Genomic DNA, 17,533 nt, shown 5'->3' on the forward strand with positions numbered 1-17,533 from the left:
ATGACGATGAACGCAACCACCCAAAATCAACGCTATGCCTTACAGGAACTGGAAAAAGAGGCGCTGATGGGCGCCCAGGGCGAAGAGACCTTTGCCCGCGAAGTGCGCTGTATCGACCTGTCTCACTTTGCCGAAAGAAAAAATGACATTGCCGAACAACTGTGGGAGGCGGCGGTGGAGATCGGTTTCTTCCAGGTCAGCCACCACGGTATTCCGCTGGCGGCGATCCGCCAGGCGTTCAGCACGACCGAGGCGTTTTTCGACCTGCCCGACGAGGTGAAGCGCCAGTATCCGCTGGCCGGCAACGCCGGCTGGGAGAGCAAGGCGCAGGTCCGGCCATCGACCCGCACGCCGGATCAAAAAGAGTCATATCAGATAACCCGTCCGCTGATGGACGGGCGCTGGCCCAGCGATCGGGAGCTGCCAGGCTTCCGACAGACGATGCTCGGATTTGAATCGCAGTGCTGGCAGCTGGGGATGAAGATCCTCTCCTGCTTTGCTTTAAAGCTCGGTTTTCCGGAATCGTTTTTTACCACCGCGCACGATCCGCAGCGTGATACCTATCAGAGCACCTTGCGCATGCTGCACTACTATGCAACCGAGCAGTCGCAGCAGGGGATGTGGCGGGCCGGCGCGCATACCGATTTTGACTGCCTGACGCTGCTGTTCCAGCGCCCCGGTCAGGGCGGCCTGCAGGTCTGCCCTGGCAAGGACCGCGAAAGCCAGCAGTGGACCAGCATTGAGCCAAGGGAAGAGGTCATCACCTGCAATATCGGCGATATGCTGATGCGCTGGAGCGACGACCAGCTGCCGTCTAACTTCCACCGGGTGAGAAACCCGCAGCCCCACGAATATCAGGGGCCGCGCTACAGCCTGGCGTTTTTCTGCCAGGCCAATAAAGATATCGAGATCCTTGGGCCGCAGAGGAAGTACCCGCCCATCAGCGCCGAGGATTATCTGCAGCAGCGGATCCAGGCCAATTTCGCCAAAGGGTAAACGTACCGGCGCGGGTCACTGCTGTTCAGGAGCGGCATGACCACGCGCCACGACCATCTTTTCCCGGCCGAGTACGGTAGCGAGATGGTCGGGCAGGGGCTGGTCAGTAATTAAACGGCTAATGCCCGACCAGCCCGCGTAGTGGTAGGGGTAGGTGAGGCCGAACTTCGAATGGTCGGCGACGACAATGCTCTTCGCGGCGCGCTGGATCATCGCCCGGTAAACCGTTCCGCTGTCGATTAACGCCTCGCTTGGTCCATCGGCGGCGATACCGCTGGCCCCCAGGAGCGTATAGTCCGCCGTGAACTGGCTGAGGAACTGTAGCGTCTGCGCACCGGTCATTGCCCCTTCGGTCGCGCAGTACTCTCCGGGAGCGACGATCACCCGGATGGTTGGATTCATTGACAGCACCGTTGCGACGCCGAAGGCGTGGGTGATGACCGTAATATCCCGCAGCTCGCTGGCCATCCGGCGGGCAACATGTACCGTGGTGGCGCCGGAGCCGATCATAAATATTTTGCCGTCGCGCATACAATGGACGGCATCCCGGGCGATGCGCTCGCGCTCTTCGGTAAACAGCTGATGGCGCTCCGTGACCGTCGGTTCACTGTTCATGGCCCGCACCGCACCGCCGTAAGTTCGGTTCAGAACGCCCCGGCGGGTAAGTTCGTCAAGATCGCGACGGATGGTTTCGGTAGAGACACCGTGGGTGCGCGCCATATCCCCAATCCGCAGGGTCGGGGTCTCAGCCAGTTCGCGCAGGATCTGTTGCTGACGGTCTTCTTTTCTCTTCGACATGAACGCTGGTTACTCTCCCTGAAGTCGCTGATGCCGTTAATATACCTGCACGCCGAGGGCAAACAAACTGGATGTTTGCCCTCCCGGTTAGACTATGCGTTCAGGTGGCCCATTACTTTCGCCAGCCGTTCGAGGAAGAAATCTGCATCATTGCGACTGAAGCACAGCGGCGGACGGATCTTCAGGCTGTTGCCAAAGCGACCGGCCGCGCCAATCAGCACGCCCTCAAGCTTCAAGTGATAGATAACGCGACTCGTCAGCTGCGGATCCGGCTCTCCGCTGTCTGGCCGGGCAAACTCGATGGCGTTGAACAGTCCGGCGCCGCGAATGTCGGCGATGGCCGGGAAATCCTGGGCCAGCTGGCGCAGTCCGGCACGCAGATAGTCCCCGTTGCGCTGGGCGTTGGTCATCAGGGCCTCCTGCTCAATCACCTCCAGTACCGCGAGGCCCACGGCGGCAGCCACCGGGTTACCGCCAAAGGTGTTGAAGTACTCGGTCTTTTCGCTGAACGCCTGCAGAATAGCCGGGCGCGTGATGACCGCGGCCATGGGAAAACCGTTCCCCATTGGCTTGCCGAGCGTGACGATATCCGGTTGCACACTGTGACGCTGGAAGCCCCAGAAATGAGAGCCTGTCCGACCAAAGCCCGGCTGGACCTCATCGGCGATAAACAGTCCGCCCCGCGCCTGTACGCGGGCGACCGCCTGGGCCAGAAATCCTGGCGGATCGGCGAAAACGCCATCGCTGGAAAAAATGGTATCCACCAGTAGCGCCGCGCAGCCGAAGCCCCGCGCCTCCAGCGCGTCCATGGCGCGCTCAACGTCGGCGGCGAAGAGGTCAGACAGCGTCTGGCCCGCGGTCAGCCTGCGCAGGTCAGGGGCGGGAATGGTATGCACCCACGGGGGCAGGAGGGCCTCTTTGTGCCCGGAGGGAGAGACCTCCATCACCGCCGTTGTATTGCCGTGATAGGCACTTTCGGTGACGATGATCCCCTGTCGACCACTGATAAAGCGGGCCATCCGCAGGGCGATGTCGTTGCTCTCGCTGCCGGTGCAGGTGAATATCACATTCGACAGCCCGGCGGGGAAAGTCGCCAGCAGGCTGTCCGCGTACTGCTCCAGTACCGGGAACAGATAGCGGGTGTTGGTGTTCAGTAACCCGGCCTGGCGCACCATCGCCTGGGTGATATGCGGATGACAATGCCCCACGCCCGGCACGTTGTTATACATATCCAGATAACGGTTGCCGGCGGAGTCTTCCATCCAGGCTCCGGAGGCCGACGCCATGACGATCGGTTGTGGATAAAACAGCACCGAACTGGTCCCCTGGGTGGCGTGACGACGGGCAATCTGTCTGCTCAGGTTTTCGTCGGCCACGCCGGTCAGCGCGTCAAAACGGTTCAGTTGAAGAATGGGGGTTTTATTGTTCATCAGCAGGTTCCTTGCAGTTAACGGTAGCGCTAAGCGGTGACGCCTGGAGGAGAAACGCCTGGGCCAGGCGTACGGTGATGGCGCCCCACTGCGGGCTGTAGCGACGGGCGGTGGCTGTCTCGCTATGGCTGGCCAGCCAGGCCGTCAGCTGTAAACGGCGCAGCATCACTAGCACCGGAAGCATCATTTCGTCCTGCTGGCTGAAGGGGCGGACGCTACGGTAACCCGCAAGCCACGCAGCGCGGTAGTCCGCAAGGGCCGGGTCGTCTTCAATGAAACTGACGGCGGTGGCAAAATCCCAGCCAAACCAGCAGATGCCGCAGTCGTCAAAATCAATCACCGTCAGCGAATTCCCATTCACCAGCAGGTTGGCCAGCCGCATGTCGCAGTGCACCAGCCCATAGCGGTCGGCGTCCTGCCCGTACGCTTCCAGTCTGGCGACCACTGTGGCCTCCACCGCCTCCAGCAGCGTAATATCGTCGGCGCTCAGTTGCGTCATTTTCCGCCAGTCCCCCCACCAGGCATGACGTCCGATAATCGTCTCGGTGTTCCACACCTTGCGATGAAAACCCTCAGGTTTTACCCAGCCTTCGCTGTGCCTGTGCAGTTTTCCCGCAACCCTTCCCAGGGCATGGTACCAGCCGGTGAGATGGCTACCGGTATCCGGTTCGCTGCCCGCAACAAAGGTGAATCCCACGACGTGGGTGACCGTTTCGCCGTCGATGAGGCTGGCGATACAGCTCCCATCATCCAGTACAAGCGGTACGGCGATGTTGATACCTCCCCGGGCATGCAGGGCGTTTAGCCACATCAGCTCAGAATGGATCTCCACCGCTGAGCTGTAGTTTGGGCGATGCACTCGCAGCACGATCTTTCTCTGCGCCGCCTTATCGCTGACCAGAAACGTGGCATTTTCTGAAACCGTCAGCAGGCCAATCTCTGCGCCTTCGCTGAGCCCCCAGCGGGGCAGGAGCGGCCGCAGCTTCAGGGTAAGTGTTGTTAAATACTCGTCGTTAAACATGCTGTCCTCAATTTGAAATGACACGCTTAACACATTTTTATGTTGTGGTTGCGGGATTTGCAAGATGTGTGAGGGTTTTTTTGTTTTCTGTTGCGCTTCAATCATGATTTTTGTTTGTTAATTATTTTAATAACAGATAGTTAGTGTGATTTTGTTGGCTGGGTTCAGTCGGTTGCACCATAACAGAACGTATAATGTGTGTTTTTCTCATTCAGGCGTAAAAAACGCGAGCTTATCCTTTTTAATTTGTTGATATATATGGATAAATTAATTGGTTGTTTGCACCAGTTCTGTGCCCAATCATAGCGCATTATTTTTATGCTGAAATCTCACATTAAAATGTTGAACATTCAACATTTACGTGATTATTCTTTTCCTGCCAGCGACGGAGATCGCTGCACGGCCAGGCCATACGGATGGGATCGCAAAACTTTCACAGACGGGGAAAAATGATGTCAGATTTTATGAACAAACATGTGCTGGTGACCGGCGGGAGTAGTGGGATCGGTCTTGGCATTGCACTCGGCTTTGCCCGCGCCGGAGCGAAGGTGACCATTACCGCCCGGACACCATCGCGTATCGATAGCGCGATCGGCCAGGCGGCGGAGCAGGGACTAACGCTACGCGGCCTGACCTGCAACGTCAGTCATGCCGAAGAGGTAAAAGCCTGTGTGGCAGAAGCCGCACAGCAGTGTGGGGGGCTGGATATTGTCTGCTGCAACGCGGGGATTTTTCCTTCGGCGCCGCTGGCAGACATGAGCGAACAGCAGTGGGATGAGGTGCAGGCGATCAACAGTAAAGGGACTTTTTTAACTGTCCAGGCGGCGCTGCCATGGCTGAAACGGGCAGAGTATGGTCGCATCATCCTCACCTCTTCGATTACCGGCCCGGTAACGGGTTATCCGGGCTGGGCTCACTATGCCGCCAGCAAAGCGGCCCAGCTGGGTTTTATGCGTAGCGCGGCGTTAGAACTGGCCGGCGACAACATTACCGTCAATGCCGTCCTGCCGGGGAATATCATCACGGAAGGGTTGAGGGATATGGGCGAGGACTATATCGCCGGGATGGCCAGCGCCGTGCCGCTCAAACGCCTTGGAACGGTGGAAGATATTGCCGCGGCAGCGCTGTTCTTCGCCTCCCGTCAGGCTGGCTACATCACTGGCCAGTCGCTAATTGTTGACGGTGGGCAGATCCTGCCTGAATCCGCCGCGTGCCTGAACTGAACGGAGCGTTCATCATGAGCAATGAAATTCTTGCCAATCCCGCGCCAGCGGCGGAGAAACATGTTGTACAGCGGCTGCGGCCAAATGCGGTAGGCCTTGGCGGGGTGCTGTTTATGACTATCGCCACGGCGGCGCCGATCACTGCGATGCTGGGCAATGTGCCGATCGCGGTGGGCAGTGGTAATGGCCAGTATGCGCCCGCGGGGTTTATGGTCGCCACCCTTATCCTTGCCCTGTTTGCCATCGGCTATGCGCAGATGGCCAGGTACATTACCGCTACCGGCGCATTTTATGGCTTCATTTCACACGGCCTGGGGCGGATCGTTGGCATGGCGTCAGGAGTGACGGTGACCATGACCTACATTGTCTTCGAGGCCGCGCTGGTCGGGATCTTCGCCTTTTTCTGCGAGGATTTAATCAATACGGTCTTCAGCGTACATATCCCCTGGCTCATCTTCGCCTTCGCCATGCTAATGACCACCGGAGTGCTGAGCTATTTCGATATTTCGCTCACTTCCAGGGTGCTCGGCCTGTGCCTGGTACTGGAAATTTTGATCCTCACCGCCGTCGCGGTGGCGGTGCTGATCCATGGCGGAGGGCCACAGGGTTTTGTCCCCGAGTCGATCAACCCGCTGAACGCCTTTACCCCGGCGAAAGGGGTGGTCGGCGCCAGTGCCGGAATTGGTTTATTCTTCGCCTTCTGGTCATGGGTGGGCTTTGAGTCATCGGCAATGTACGGTGAAGAGTCGAAGAACCCGAAAAAGATCATTCCCCTGGCCACTCTGCTGGGCGTGATTGGTATCGGCGTGTTCTACGTGTTCATTTCGTGGATGGCGATTGCCGGAACGGGACCGGAGCGGGCTATTGCCCTTGCGCAGGATCCTAACCGCGCAGGAGAGATTTTCTACGGTCCGGCACGCCAGTATCTGGGGGAGTGGGCGGTCGGGGTGTTTAAGCTGCTGGTGATCACTGGCTCTTTTGCCTGCGGGATGGCGTTTCATAACTGCGCGGCGCGCTATCTCTATGCGCTCGGGCGGGAAAATCTGTTTCCGTTTGCCGGGCGCACGTTGGGTCGTTCACACTCACGCCATGGCTCGCCCCATATTGCTTCTACGGTGCAGACCGTTATCGCCACGCTGATTGTGTTGCTGTTCTTTATCACCGGGAAAGATCCTTACGCGGATATTTACACCCTGCTGGCGCTGTTGGGTACGATGGGCATTATGATTGTCCAGGCGCTTTGCGCCTTTGCGGTGATAGTTTACTTCCACGGCAATAAAGAAAATATTGGCAAAGGACACTGGTTTAAAACGGGCGTTGCGCCGTTGCTTGGGGGGATGGGGATGATCTATATCGTCTATCTGTTATTCAAAAATATGGCGTTTGCCGCCGGCGCTGCCGCCAGCTCCTCCTTTTATCATGCCATTCCGTGGATCGTGTTGGCCTGCTTCTGCTTTGGCGCCGCCATCGCGGTCTGGTTTTACCTCTTTGATACGCAAAAGTACCGGGTCATAGGACGCATTGTACTGACGGATGATTGATGATGCGCACCTGCCGCCGGCTCTCGCTGGCCGCGCGGCAGGATATCCGGCGCTGGGCTTTTCAGCTACCGTGTTAAGTTCGCTGGTGTTGCTGAAATATCTGAAGAACATCCCCCTAAGCGTCAGCTGCAAGCTACCCTGGTAAAGGCCCCGGAAATCACGCCCTTTAGGTCGTAAACGCCGTAAAGCCAGCTCACCGGGGTTAAAAGTTCTTCATTGCTGATAGCGGGTTAAGGCTAACCAGGGCAGGGGGAAGACAGGCAGAGTTTATGACCCCGTAACCAGCTACGCCGGGCTTTCGGCGCCATTTGACTCTACAGACATATGTAACCTTGTCTGGCGCCTCCATGCCGCTGATGTGGCATTCAGAAGCTTCCTGATGCTGTAGGTGTTAACGTCTGCTCTGTGCCAAGAGCGGACGTTGCTGACCTCAGCCTGTATTAATCAATTGATAACAGGTCCGTTACGCAGTGAACGAAATGGATTGATAGCCATCTATCTGCGGTTGTGATAATTATTAATACCATAATTCTTGCATGAGCATGGCGGAAACATGAAAGGCAGTTGCATTTGTAAGCATGCCCAATACGGATGTGATAGTTTGGATGTTTTACCACTGTTAAACCAGTAGAAATGCCCTTGCCGTACACTATGCGCTGTGAGCGCGAAAATTTTCCCTAGCTAGTGGGAAGCGAATTATTGATTTCTGATAAATCCTTGCCCGGAAACATCCGTCACTTAAGTTCTTGTGGTTTGCACCTGATGGAGAAGAGGCCCGTTTTTAACGACGCCATCCAGTGTATGACCACTCTAGATGATGATTTAAGACTGATTCGGATCGGTCATATCGGTGCTCAGATGACATGCTATGACCTATAGATTAAAATGATGTGCCAGCCATCCTGAATTGCAACCCAACCGCATAAGTGCCTTGAATGTGGAGCACAAGTGAAATAATAATGAACAAAACACCTTCATACGAAGATTACCGGAACCATACTGGACTCCATTACCATAGACTATGGAAAGCAACGGGAGACGACTGGAGTTGCCCTGGGTGTGGACGAAGCAAATTTCAGATCATGAGATGGACCCTCAGATTTCCGAACACACAGGTCGCTTTTATGGACTGGGTTGCAGCGTTACACAAACACCACGACCATTCTGTTGACTACATGAGTCTAGGAGTGCCTCGGTTTCCTGAGACACTCATCTGTGATCAGTGTAATTCCGCGGATGGCACAGTAAAGAGGATGCTTAAATTGCCGAAAAATTTCTCGTTTTCTCCACAGGAGATGCGGGTATTCATCGAGGCGACACCGCACGGAAAACATAAAATTGATTATGAACGAGCACTTGATCTCTTCACGATACTAATGAATAGCAATGATCGTGGATCAAGATTATTTTTTAAAAATGAATAACACAGTTAACTGGCTGAAAATAAATGGCGCATATGGGAAACACTATTTTTTTGGTAATGGAATAAACAGACTTTCTAAAAATAACATCACCTGGAGTGATTTGCTGGATAATATAAAAGGTATCAACAAATTCGAGAGTGGGCAACTGCCCAACACTATGGTGTATGAACGAATATTTCTGGAAAAACATGCACCAGATACAAGCGAAAAAAAAGATGAGTTTGAAATAAAAAATGTTATAGCTAACGGACTGCGCAAGCAGGGAACAAATGAGGTTCTTAAGACGTTAGCATTATTACCCATTGAGCATTATCTTACTACTAATTACGACTACGCCCTCGAAAAGGCGCTTAACATCTCACCAGTTAAACTCAGTTCTGAGGATATCTACAGCCTGCGAAGAAAGAGGATGTACGAGTTAGAGAACGATACAAAGTTTCTCTGGAATATACATGGTGAAATAGATAACCCTAGATCCATCATGCTTGGCTTAGATCATTACTGTGGTTCAGTTAGCAAAATCGATGCATATGTTAAGGGTAAGTACTCACATAAGATTAATGGTGTTGACGTTACTGTTAAATCCATGCTAGAAAAAATTAGTGACTCTTCGTTTTGCCACACCTCCTGGGTTGATCTCTTTTTCTCAAGCAATGTCCACATTCTCGGTTTTTCATTAGACTACAGCGAAACTGACATTTGGTGGTTGCTAAACAAACGCGCTCGTTTTTCATCTGAGGCAACAATAAATAACAAAATATATTTTTACACCCACGATATTAGCGATGAGAAAAAAGGGTTGCTTGAAGCATTTAATGTCGAAGTTATTATAATAAAATTAATGGATAATAGCTTCGAGAATATGTATTGGTCTGCCATCAAGAATATAAGTGCTAATATCAATCAGGGTATGGTAGCCTAACTTAACTCATTGCGACTAGAGGAAATAAAATGAACATGATTTCATATTGAAAAATATTAAATCATAACATTAAGACGATGGGATGGTATTAATATATGGTCACTATGACCATAAGAACGAATACAACGGCGGTACTAAAGAACTCGGCGTTCACTGGGATAGATATCCGCAGTCGCGTGGAATACTCAGCCCCTGTGTCATACCAGCTAACACACGTGATGCTATGCTTTCTGGCCTTTTGCATCAGGCGGTGACAAGCGGTGATAATCAGGTGATGTATAACATTACAGAAGCAATTGAGTTCTTTAGTATCTGATATATGCTCTTTCCCTACGTTCGATGGCAAACCTTATCCTGAGAGAAAACTTATGACTTGCTTCCCATTGATTAAGGTACCGGAATTTAAGTGATGCCTTCATCGGTTGTGAGAACAACTGCCAACTTCCGCATCTCGCTCGTCGTAGACATTGCAGTGTGTCAGGTGGTCCGTTTCGTAGCAGAAGCGGACATCCATAGGAGAAATAAGCGATCAGTTCTTAAATTCGTTGTGATTTTTTGACTCTTTGTATTCGCAAAGGGATTTGTGTTGGTTGTATAATTATCTAATAGTCCTATAGTTGAATGGGAGATGTGGGATGAAGTTCTCGTACAGACATGGTTTTGATCCTGAGTATAATAAAGAGCCGATACGGGAAGATGCTCCAGAGTGGCTTCGCTCTTTATTTTTTGTAACTGTCCTCGATAATTTTTTGTACATTGATGGTGATAGCCGCATTGCGAATGATGAGAACAAGCCGCTGGGTATTAAGGCTTTGATCGAGCGACTTTGCGCAGAGAATGGTCAAGAAACGGATCATGAGGATTTCGATTCATGGTACTGCCATGATGCTTTGAAAGCGCGTTTGCAACATATGCGTTGGTTTCAATTTTATGATGCTGTTGAGATTATCGGAGATCTATTAAGAAAAAGAGATGTCGAAAGAGGCCATACTTGTAGTAAGAAGGTATTAGAAGACATTACTTTTACATCATATCGTCAGAAATTGAACGAGTTATTCGCATCTCGAAATATTGACTGGAAAATGAATTCTGCTGGTAGGTTAGAAACACCACTACCAAATGAACTAGAACAAAAAATCGATGAAACTAACAACTTATTGCAAGACCAGTTTGAACCTGCAAGGAGGCACTATGTGAAAGCCCGGGCTTTTGCATTAGGTGCGCATAAAGATCCAGAAAATTCCATAAAAGAATCAATAAGTGCAATAGAAAGCATGTGTCGGACTTATTATCCTTCAGCCTCAACCTTGGGCGAGGTATTAAAATTGATGAAAAAAGAAAACACTATCTCACCTATGCTATTAACTGTAATAGAGAAATTTTACGCTTATACAAATGCAGAGCCAGCAGTAAGACATGGTAGCAACAAGGTTTCTTCTGTCTTGGAATACGACGCTGAATTCGTTTTGCATATATCAGCAGCATTTATTAGAACAATAATACAAAGGAAAGCTGTTTTGGATAACTAAGCCAGACTTACAGCCAACTGACCGTCTCTTATTATTCAAAAATAATAATGTTAGGTCCGCTTATCGCTCGTAGCAGACCTTACGTATCTTCAGTCGGTCCATTCCGTGCCAGTAGCGGACTTTGGAGAAAGCATCAGATGTTAAGAATGAGAAGCTAATAAGCATAAAAAACTCAAATTCGTTTATAGTTTCTGATAGTCCTTAAATACAACAGAATATTATGAGGAATGGATGAAAAATAATGACAAGGCTGAAGTTAGCAAAGATATTTTGGGAAAACTATCCAATAAGGCTGATGAGCTAATTCTGAATGGTAGTTCCCTTGAATTATCAGAATTTGTAAAAGAATTAAATGACAGTTCTATGCATTTTGAAAATAAACTAGATGAATCTAAATTTTTATATATAGTGGGGAATTGTTATCAGGCTCTTTATAAGCATAGAGAAATGGAATGGTATTCTGACGATCTCAGTAAGGCCGTGATAGCTTTCAGAAAATCTTTAAATATTGCAAACAAATTAAAGCACCCAAATAAAGAAATCCTTTATTTTAAAAGTTGCATTGAAACAAACCTTGCAAATTTATTAAGTGCTCAAGGTCGAGCATTCTGCTGCATTCCATTATGGGATAAAGCCATCAGCCAAAACAATCCTATTGCAATGATCTGTAAGGCACAGAACGAGCTATATTTAGCTAAGGTTTTATATGACCCTGGTCATCAAGAATATCATTACTTTGTCGCTTACAAACTTATCGTTCAGGGGTTGAAATACAAAAATTATTTATATGAAGATCAGCAAGTTGCTTTTCATGAAGATGGTGATCTTATGAGCTTCAAACATTGGTTTGAAAGTAATTTTACTGAATCCTCTTTTTACGATTTCGAACAACAAAGTTACGACTTTGACTCAAGAAAGAAGAAGCATTATCTTGCATGGTGTGGAAAAAACAAGCTTTTTATCAATGATTTAAATGACGTGCTTTGTTCTGAAGTTGCTTTTCAAGATATAATTACGCTTCCTAGCTTCAGTTATAAATTGAATCAATCTTTGTCCATACATGAAACGTTAATGTATCATGGTAATTTTGATGAGTTAAAAAAAGATTTTTGTTATGCTCGTTATCTTTACTACACAGCGTTAAACATTCCTCAGGATAGAAACCATTTTTTTAACGACACATATCCTCATGTTGAAGACATGTCACACTCATTAACCAATTTAAAAGCAAATCATTATAAAAGTGCATTTAGAACTCTGTATTCGCTATTTGATAAAGTGTCTTATTTTCTTCATAGGTTTTTAGAGCTTAATGATATCAAAGATGATAACAAAATATCTTTTGATGCAATATTTAGAGATATTTCAAAAAAGAAAGCTTGGGTACCTCACCCACGATTAAAAGAGAGTAAAAATCAGTTCATTCATGCCTTATTTTATATTTTAAAGGATATCAGAGATGTTAAAGATGCAACCCCTACAACCCGTTGGCTTGACCCCGATGCAAAGTCATTTTCTGATATAAGAAACTCTATTGAGCATAGATCATTGAAAATCATCGATGATTTTGGATATACATTAATGCAATCAGAAAAAGAGAGCACCTCAGCTCAATTAAAAAAGTACATAGTCGAAAAGGATCAATGTGAATCGGAATTAAAAAAATTGCATCATGAGAAAAAGAACATCAAAAATGATAGCAATTTGGATGATGTGATAACTCTTGCTGAGAGGAAATCAGAATTAGAAATTAAGAAGAAAAAACTTGAATCATTAATAGATGAGAAACATAGAATGTCCACACATTCTTTGCTCATAACAATTAGTGAGTTTGAATCTAGGACTTTAACCCTTATGAAACTTGCAAGAAATTCAATCATATATTTATCATTAGCACTTCACTTAGAAGAGCAAAGTAAACCACAAACAGACGGACTAGTTATGCCAACTGTTGTACCGTTAAAGTAATATTTCTCAAGATTGAAATCATTAGGTCCGCTTTTCGCTCGCAGCAGACTTTAAACTTACCCAGTACGTCCGATTCGTTCTGTGAGTTCAATCGGTCGATGCAGCGCTTTCCTTAATCAAGGGGGGACGTTGTCATGAAACGAAGAACTCGGATTTACTCCACACCTGTTCGCCTTGGATATACGGAGTCGAGCTCCCGGTAACCGTTCAACCTGATGTGCTGGCGTGAAAGGTGAAGCAGAGGGCCATGTGCTGCGAATCAAGGTTCAGCGGTGCTGACTTTACTGACCTTAAGGGAAGGGGGCGGCTCACTCTGCTTCAGTGGGGGTAGCTAATCACCACAAATTGTTAGACATAAGGGACGGGGCTGCCGATGCGGGTGACAAGGGTATCTCTGCCGCAGCCATAAAATCGATAAAACAGCGTATTCGCGGCGACAGGTAGCGGCTGGCAGGCCACAGGACGGAGAAATGCCCATCCTTGACGCAACAGCCGGGCAACACCTCCTGCAGGTGTCCCTCATTGATGGCCTCACGCACAACAAAATCAGGGACATAGGCGATACCCATCCCCGCCGCGCTTAAGCGAATGGCAGCCTCAATGTTATTGACCCTCATCACGGAAGCGGCCCTGAAATCCCCCGTCAGCCGCATATCGCGCAGTTCCCAGGGCTGGATCAGCCCCGTCGAAGGGAAGCGAAAAAAAATGCACTTGTGCGCCGCCAATTCCGCTGGCGAGCCGGGAACGCCGTATTCCGCCAGATATGCCGGGCTGGCGCAGAGCACAAAACGAAAACCCCCCAGCTTTCTGGCGATCAAGCGGGAGTCCGCTAGTTCACCGCTGCGGATAGCGATATCAAATCCCTCATCGATCAGATTGACCAGCCGGTCACTAAAATCGAGATCCAGTTCAACCTGCGGATAAAGACGGCTAAAGGCGGTGAGGGCAGGGAGCAGCAGGCGGTAGCCGATGACAGGCAGTGAAATTCTCAATTTGCCGGAGGGCTGTGAGAGACTGCTCGTCAGCTCAGACTCGGCCTCCTGGATCTGCTCCAGGATACTCTGGCAGCGGGTCAGAAACGCGGCCCCCTCCGCCGTCAGGCTGACGTTTCTGGTACTGCGGTTAAACAGCCGGACCCCCAGCTTATGCTCAAGCCTGGCGACATTCTTACCCACCGCCGAGGCTGAAATGCCCAGCAGCCTGGCGGCCTGAACAAAGCTTAGCGTTTCGGCGGTGCGGACAAAGGACGTTAGCGAGGTGAGACTGTCCATCGATTATAAACCTTATGTCTCTTAAGAAGATATTTTCAGTCTATTTATCGGCATTAACATCCGCAATAGGATGGCGGCAGTTTATTCATTCCTTCCTTGCCGACTGATGAGGGCCGCCTGATGTTACTCACCGCCAGAACACATTCCCGATCCGCCAGCGCCCTGGCCGCGCTTTCTGTCTTTATGGCGGCCATGCTGCTGCCGTTAAGTTTTACCGGCGGCGTCATGACCACTCCGGCGATACAGCAGTCGCTGGGCGGCTCTCCCGCTGCGCTGTCGTGGCTGACCAATGGCTTTATGCTGACCTTCGGCAGCTTTTTGCTGGCCGCAGGCGTGACGGCGGATGCCATTGACAGAAAACGCATCTTTCTCGCCGGCGCCGCGCTGTTTTGCCTGAGCAGTCTGCTGTTTTGCCTGACGGACGATCTCTTCCTGTCAGGCGCGCTGAGGGCTCTGCAAGGTCTGGCCGCGGCGATGATTTTAGCCAGCGGCAGTGCGGCGCTGGCCCAGTTGTATGACGGCGCTCAGCGGACGCGGGCATTCAGCATCCTGGGCACGGTGTTCGGCGCCGGCCTGGCGTTCGGTCCGCTGCTGATCGGCTTCATGACCGACGCGGTGGGCTGGCGCGGCGTATACGCCCTGTTTGCGCTGCTCTCGGCGATGGTTCTGCTTATCGGTCTGGCGTATCTGCCCGCGGCAGAAAAAAGCGAGCCGCGGACACCCGACAATCTCGGCTTAACCCTGTTTACGCTGGCCCTGATGCTGTTCACTGCCTCGCTGATGGTCATTCCGGCCCGCGGTTTTTTATCGCTGACCACGCTGGCCTTGTTCATCGTATCGGGGGGGCTGTTCGTTGCGTTTGCCGTGCGCTGCCGAAGAGTGAACAACCCGGTGCTGGAACTCTCCCTGCTGCGCCATCCGCGTTTTGTCGGCGTACTGTTGCTGCCTGTCGCCACCTGCTGTTGCTACGTTGTCCTGCTGATTATCGTTCCACTGCATTTTATGGGCGGAGAGGGGATGAGTGAGTCGCAGAGCGCGCTGTATCTGATGGCGCTGACCGCGCCGATGCTGATTTTCCCATCCGTTGCGGCCCTGCTCACCCGCTGGTTTTCACCGGGGCAGGTGGCCACGGGGGGGCTGATGATTGCCTCCGTCGGGTTGCTGTTGCTGGGTGATGCTTTTCACAGCCACCGCCTCCCGCAGCTGGTGCTGGCGCTGATCCTGTGCGGGGCGGGGGCGGCGCTTCCCTGGGGATTGATGGATGGCCTGGCGATATCCGCAGTGCCGGTCGCCAAAGCCGGTATGGCGGCAGGCCTGTTCAACACCGTTCGCGTTGCCGGCGAGGGGATCGCCCTGGCGGTCGTCACCGCGGTATTAACGGCAAGCAATAATCTGACTCTGCAGAGTCGCGTTCACGGGTATGCGCCCGAGGTGATTCACCGCGCCGCAGGCTGGCTGGGGGCTGGTAATATGCCGCAGGCGGCTGCGCTTTTGCCTGACTTTTCCCTTCGGGCGCTGCGCGAGAGCTATGACACTGCTTATACGGTACTGTTTAGCGGGCTGGCGGTCGTCACCCTGCTGTGCGCCCTGATGGTCTGGCGAACGCTATGCCGCAAGGAGGGCGCTATCCAGACCCGCCACAGCGGATCCTGAACACCCATGACGGTGCATTGGCGTCACGCTCCCGGCAATCGTCTTTTCCGGTCTGCTCAGCGAACCGGGACTGTCATTGTTTCTCTGGCGGAACTATGCTGATTAGGGCGGCCACATGCGCCGCTCCGGCAGCGGAAACAGTGACTCACAGGTGGCGGTATGGCGAGCGATCCGGAACTGATTTACATCGAGATCCTTGAAACGGTGCTGATGGCCACCCTGGATCCTGATTTGTGGAAATCGGCGCTGCAGAAACTTGCGTTCCTCACCGGCCATCAGTACGCGGCATTTCTGTTCTACGATAAAGGCAATGCGCACCTGCTGACCGATTCACTCCTGCTGGAGGAGAAGGTTTTCACCGCCTATCGCGACGTGTTTCTGGCCATCGATCCCGCCGAAAAAATACTGACCGCGTTACCGGTCGGGCAGATGTACCGGGACCGCGAGTATTTAGGCGATAAGTTTATTGCCGGCAGCGTCTATTACAATGAGTTTCATCACCCCAACGATCTGAATAATCTTACCAGCGTCAAGCTGTGCACCCTCAATGGCTATGCCACCTATCTGTCACTGATGACGGCCAATACGGCAGCTTATCCGCAGCCGGCGCAGTTTGAGCTGTTCAGGCGCGTGATCCCGGCGCTAAAAACCGCCTGCCAGCTACACGCCCGGTTTGAACAGCTGCGGGACACCATAAAATACCAGAGCGCGGTGATGGACAATGGGATCTACCCGGTATGGCTGGTGGATCATAGCGGTAACATTCTCTACGCCAGCGCGCATGCCGAACGCTACCTGCGCGCCAACGCCCGCCTCTCCTGGTACAGCGGGGGCGATACGCTGTGCCTTAATACCGACAGCAAAAAACTGAAACGGGCTATCGAGCAGGCCACCCGAACGGCAGAGCCGCCAAGGGCAGGGCTGTGCTATACCGCCGGGCGCCAGCCGAAACCGATCCTGGTGATCCCGGCGGCCCGCCTTGCCGGGGTGGCCTGCGTGATTATTCCCGAGCCGTTTCTCACCGGCAGCGCCGTGATGGAGCTGTTTAACGTCAAGCCTGCCGAGAACGCAGTGGCGGAGCTGCTGGTGCGGGGCATGACGCCGGATGAGTGCGCCTTACATCTGGGCGTATCTATCGCCACCATCAGAACCCACCTCAGCGCCCTGTACCGGAAAACCCACACCCGTAATCAGGCAGAACTGTTGCTGATCATCCGCGCGATCCACGGCTGACAGCTTGCTCAGGAATGATGGTCGCGCAGGAAAACGGTCAGCACCTCTTTCGGCGGCACGCCGCCGCATTCGCCAATCATCCAGCCTACCGCGCCGCGGTGATAGGCGCCGTGAAAGAGCATGTGGTTGAGCATCTCCATCGCGGTCATATTGCCGTCGCCGCCGTCGACAAATTTGAAGGCGATACGTTCGTGGAAATCGGCGGGCGTCATGGCGCTGACGTACTGAATGTATTCGTCCGTACAGGCGGTCATGGCCGTTTCCAGCTCATCAACGGTTGGCGTCTCGGGGGTATTTAGCGCGGTGTAACCGTGCGTCTCGCCGCGCAGATTCGCCCGGAAAATCATGTCAACGACATGGATATGGTTCATTAGCCTGAGGGTCAGGTGACGCTTTTCGCCATGTACTGTACCGTCTATCGCGCGGATCGCCTGCAAGGTGGCAAGGTCAATCCAGCGCTTGTATTTCAACAGCGTCACTACGGTGTCTTTGTCCATTGTCGGTCCCGGGTTGGTTGAGCCATT

The 17,533-nt window shown here is 51.8% G+C and carries 13 protein-coding genes and 1 pseudogene; 9 read left to right on the top strand and 5 right to left on the bottom strand.

All coding sequences use genetic code 11. The annotated features are described in order from the left end of the window. The first annotated feature begins 6 nt into the window (after positions 1-6). The gene (locus MKR05_RS08265; RefSeq protein ID WP_023289988.1) at positions 7-996 is read left to right on the top strand and encodes an isopenicillin N synthase family oxygenase; all 990 of its coding nucleotides are present in this window, start codon (positions 7-9) and stop codon (positions 994-996) included. A gap of 15 nt (positions 997-1,011) precedes the next feature. Here MKR05_RS08265 and MKR05_RS08270 read toward each other — a convergent pair whose 3' ends face one another. The 3 genes from MKR05_RS08270 to MKR05_RS08280 form a co-directional block, all read right to left on the bottom strand. Continuing rightward, positions 1,012-1,794 carry a DeoR/GlpR family DNA-binding transcription regulator gene (locus tag MKR05_RS08270; protein WP_117128954.1) on the bottom strand — a complete coding sequence of 261 codons (783 nt, stop codon included), beginning with the start codon at positions 1,792-1,794 and terminating at the stop codon, positions 1,012-1,014. A gap of 92 nt (positions 1,795-1,886) precedes the next feature. After that, complete coding sequence (locus tag MKR05_RS08275) at positions 1,887-3,224, bottom strand: aspartate aminotransferase family protein (protein ID WP_077272025.1); 1,338 nt, start codon at positions 3,222-3,224, stop codon at positions 1,887-1,889. After that, a complete protein-coding gene (locus MKR05_RS08280; protein WP_238875673.1) occupies positions 3,214-4,269 on the bottom strand; it encodes a phosphotransferase enzyme family protein in 1,056 nt (351 codons plus the stop codon). The genes MKR05_RS08275 and MKR05_RS08280 overlap by 11 nt, the downstream gene beginning before the upstream one ends. A gap of 428 nt (positions 4,270-4,697) precedes the next feature. Between MKR05_RS08280 and MKR05_RS08285 the strand changes: the two genes are divergently transcribed. The 5 genes from MKR05_RS08285 (at position 4,698) to MKR05_RS08305 (ending at position 12,852) form a co-directional block, all read left to right on the top strand. Further along, positions 4,698-5,468, top strand: coding sequence for an SDR family oxidoreductase (locus MKR05_RS08285; protein WP_077255375.1), 771 nt, complete (start codon positions 4,698-4,700; stop codon positions 5,466-5,468). A 14-nt stretch (positions 5,469-5,482) separates the two neighbouring features. After that, positions 5,483-7,009 (top strand): APC family permease, encoded by a 1,527-nt coding sequence (locus MKR05_RS08290; RefSeq protein ID WP_023289983.1) that lies wholly within the window; start codon positions 5,483-5,485, stop codon positions 7,007-7,009. A gap of 1,386 nt (positions 7,010-8,395) precedes the next feature. Next, positions 8,396-9,355 carry an SIR2 family protein gene (locus MKR05_RS08295; RefSeq protein WP_238875672.1) on the top strand — a complete coding sequence of 320 codons (960 nt, stop codon included), beginning with the start codon at positions 8,396-8,398 and terminating at the stop codon, positions 9,353-9,355. A gap of 635 nt (positions 9,356-9,990) precedes the next feature. After that, positions 9,991-10,884 (top strand): hypothetical protein, encoded by an 894-nt coding sequence (locus MKR05_RS08300; protein WP_023289981.1) that lies wholly within the window; start codon positions 9,991-9,993, stop codon positions 10,882-10,884. Between the two features lie 231 nt (positions 10,885-11,115). Further along, a complete protein-coding gene (locus MKR05_RS08305) occupies positions 11,116-12,852 on the top strand; it encodes an LA2681 family HEPN domain-containing protein (RefSeq protein WP_238875671.1) in 1,737 nt (578 codons plus the stop codon). 335 nt (positions 12,853-13,187) lie between these two features. On the opposite strand, the gene MKR05_RS08310 is transcribed toward MKR05_RS08305, so the two are convergent. Further along, positions 13,188-14,123 carry a LysR family transcriptional regulator gene (locus tag MKR05_RS08310; protein WP_248569050.1) on the bottom strand — a complete coding sequence of 312 codons (936 nt, stop codon included), beginning with the start codon at positions 14,121-14,123 and terminating at the stop codon, positions 13,188-13,190. 120 nt (positions 14,124-14,243) lie between these two features. Here MKR05_RS08310 and MKR05_RS08315 point away from each other — a divergent pair, with 120 nt between their 5' ends. From MKR05_RS08315 to MKR05_RS08325, 3 genes and pseudogenes are all read left to right on the top strand, one after another. After that, positions 14,244-15,776: an MFS transporter gene (locus MKR05_RS08315; RefSeq protein ID WP_238875669.1), complete on the top strand. Its 1,533-nt coding sequence runs from the start codon at positions 14,244-14,246 to the stop codon at positions 15,774-15,776. Between the two features lie 159 nt (positions 15,777-15,935). Beyond that, positions 15,936-16,049, top strand: a pseudogene (locus tag MKR05_RS08320) (LuxR family transcriptional regulator); the annotation flags it as partial. Positions 16,050-16,871: 822 nt separating this feature from the next. Then, positions 16,872-17,009, top strand: a complete 138-nt coding sequence (locus tag MKR05_RS08325; RefSeq protein WP_229583961.1) for a hypothetical protein — start codon at positions 16,872-16,874, stop codon at positions 17,007-17,009. Between the two features lie 8 nt (positions 17,010-17,017). Here MKR05_RS08325 and MKR05_RS08330 read toward each other — a convergent pair whose 3' ends face one another. Then, positions 17,018-17,506, bottom strand: a complete 489-nt coding sequence (locus MKR05_RS08330) for a DinB family protein (protein ID WP_023289975.1) — start codon at positions 17,504-17,506, stop codon at positions 17,018-17,020. Between the last annotated feature and the right edge of the window lie 27 nt (positions 17,507-17,533).

The organism is Klebsiella sp. K5-204, from assembly GCF_030128585.1.
In the GTDB taxonomy this organism is placed as follows: Bacteria; Pseudomonadota; Gammaproteobacteria; order Enterobacterales; family Enterobacteriaceae; genus Klebsiella; species Klebsiella quasipneumoniae.

Excerpts from the sequence above, each read along its gene's own strand:
- MKR05_RS08265 (WP_023289988.1), top strand. The coding sequence starts at position 7 with ATGAACGCAACCACCCAAAATCAACGCTATGCCTTACAGGAACTGGAA.
- MKR05_RS08270 (WP_117128954.1), bottom strand. The coding sequence starts at position 1,794 with ATGTCGAAGAGAAAAGAAGACCGTCAGCAACAGATCCTGCGCGAACTG.
- MKR05_RS08275 (WP_077272025.1), bottom strand. The coding sequence starts at position 3,224 with ATGAACAATAAAACCCCCATTCTTCAACTGAACCGTTTTGACGCGCTG.
- MKR05_RS08285 (WP_077255375.1), top strand. The coding sequence starts at position 4,698 with ATGTCAGATTTTATGAACAAACATGTGCTGGTGACCGGCGGGAGTAGT.
- MKR05_RS08290 (WP_023289983.1), top strand. The coding sequence starts at position 5,483 with ATGAGCAATGAAATTCTTGCCAATCCCGCGCCAGCGGCGGAGAAACAT.
- MKR05_RS08295 (WP_238875672.1), top strand. The coding sequence starts at position 8,396 with ATGATCGTGGATCAAGATTATTTTTTAAAAATGAATAACACAGTTAAC.
- MKR05_RS08300 (WP_023289981.1), top strand. The coding sequence starts at position 9,991 with ATGAAGTTCTCGTACAGACATGGTTTTGATCCTGAGTATAATAAAGAG.
- MKR05_RS08305 (WP_238875671.1), top strand. The coding sequence starts at position 11,116 with ATGAAAAATAATGACAAGGCTGAAGTTAGCAAAGATATTTTGGGAAAA.
- MKR05_RS08310 (WP_248569050.1), bottom strand. The coding sequence starts at position 14,123 with ATGGACAGTCTCACCTCGCTAACGTCCTTTGTCCGCACCGCCGAAACG.
- MKR05_RS08315 (WP_238875669.1), top strand. The coding sequence starts at position 14,244 with ATGTTACTCACCGCCAGAACACATTCCCGATCCGCCAGCGCCCTGGCC.
- MKR05_RS08325 (WP_229583961.1), top strand. The coding sequence starts at position 16,872 with ATGACGCCGGATGAGTGCGCCTTACATCTGGGCGTATCTATCGCCACC.
- MKR05_RS08330 (WP_023289975.1), bottom strand. The coding sequence starts at position 17,506 with ATGGACAAAGACACCGTAGTGACGCTGTTGAAATACAAGCGCTGGATT.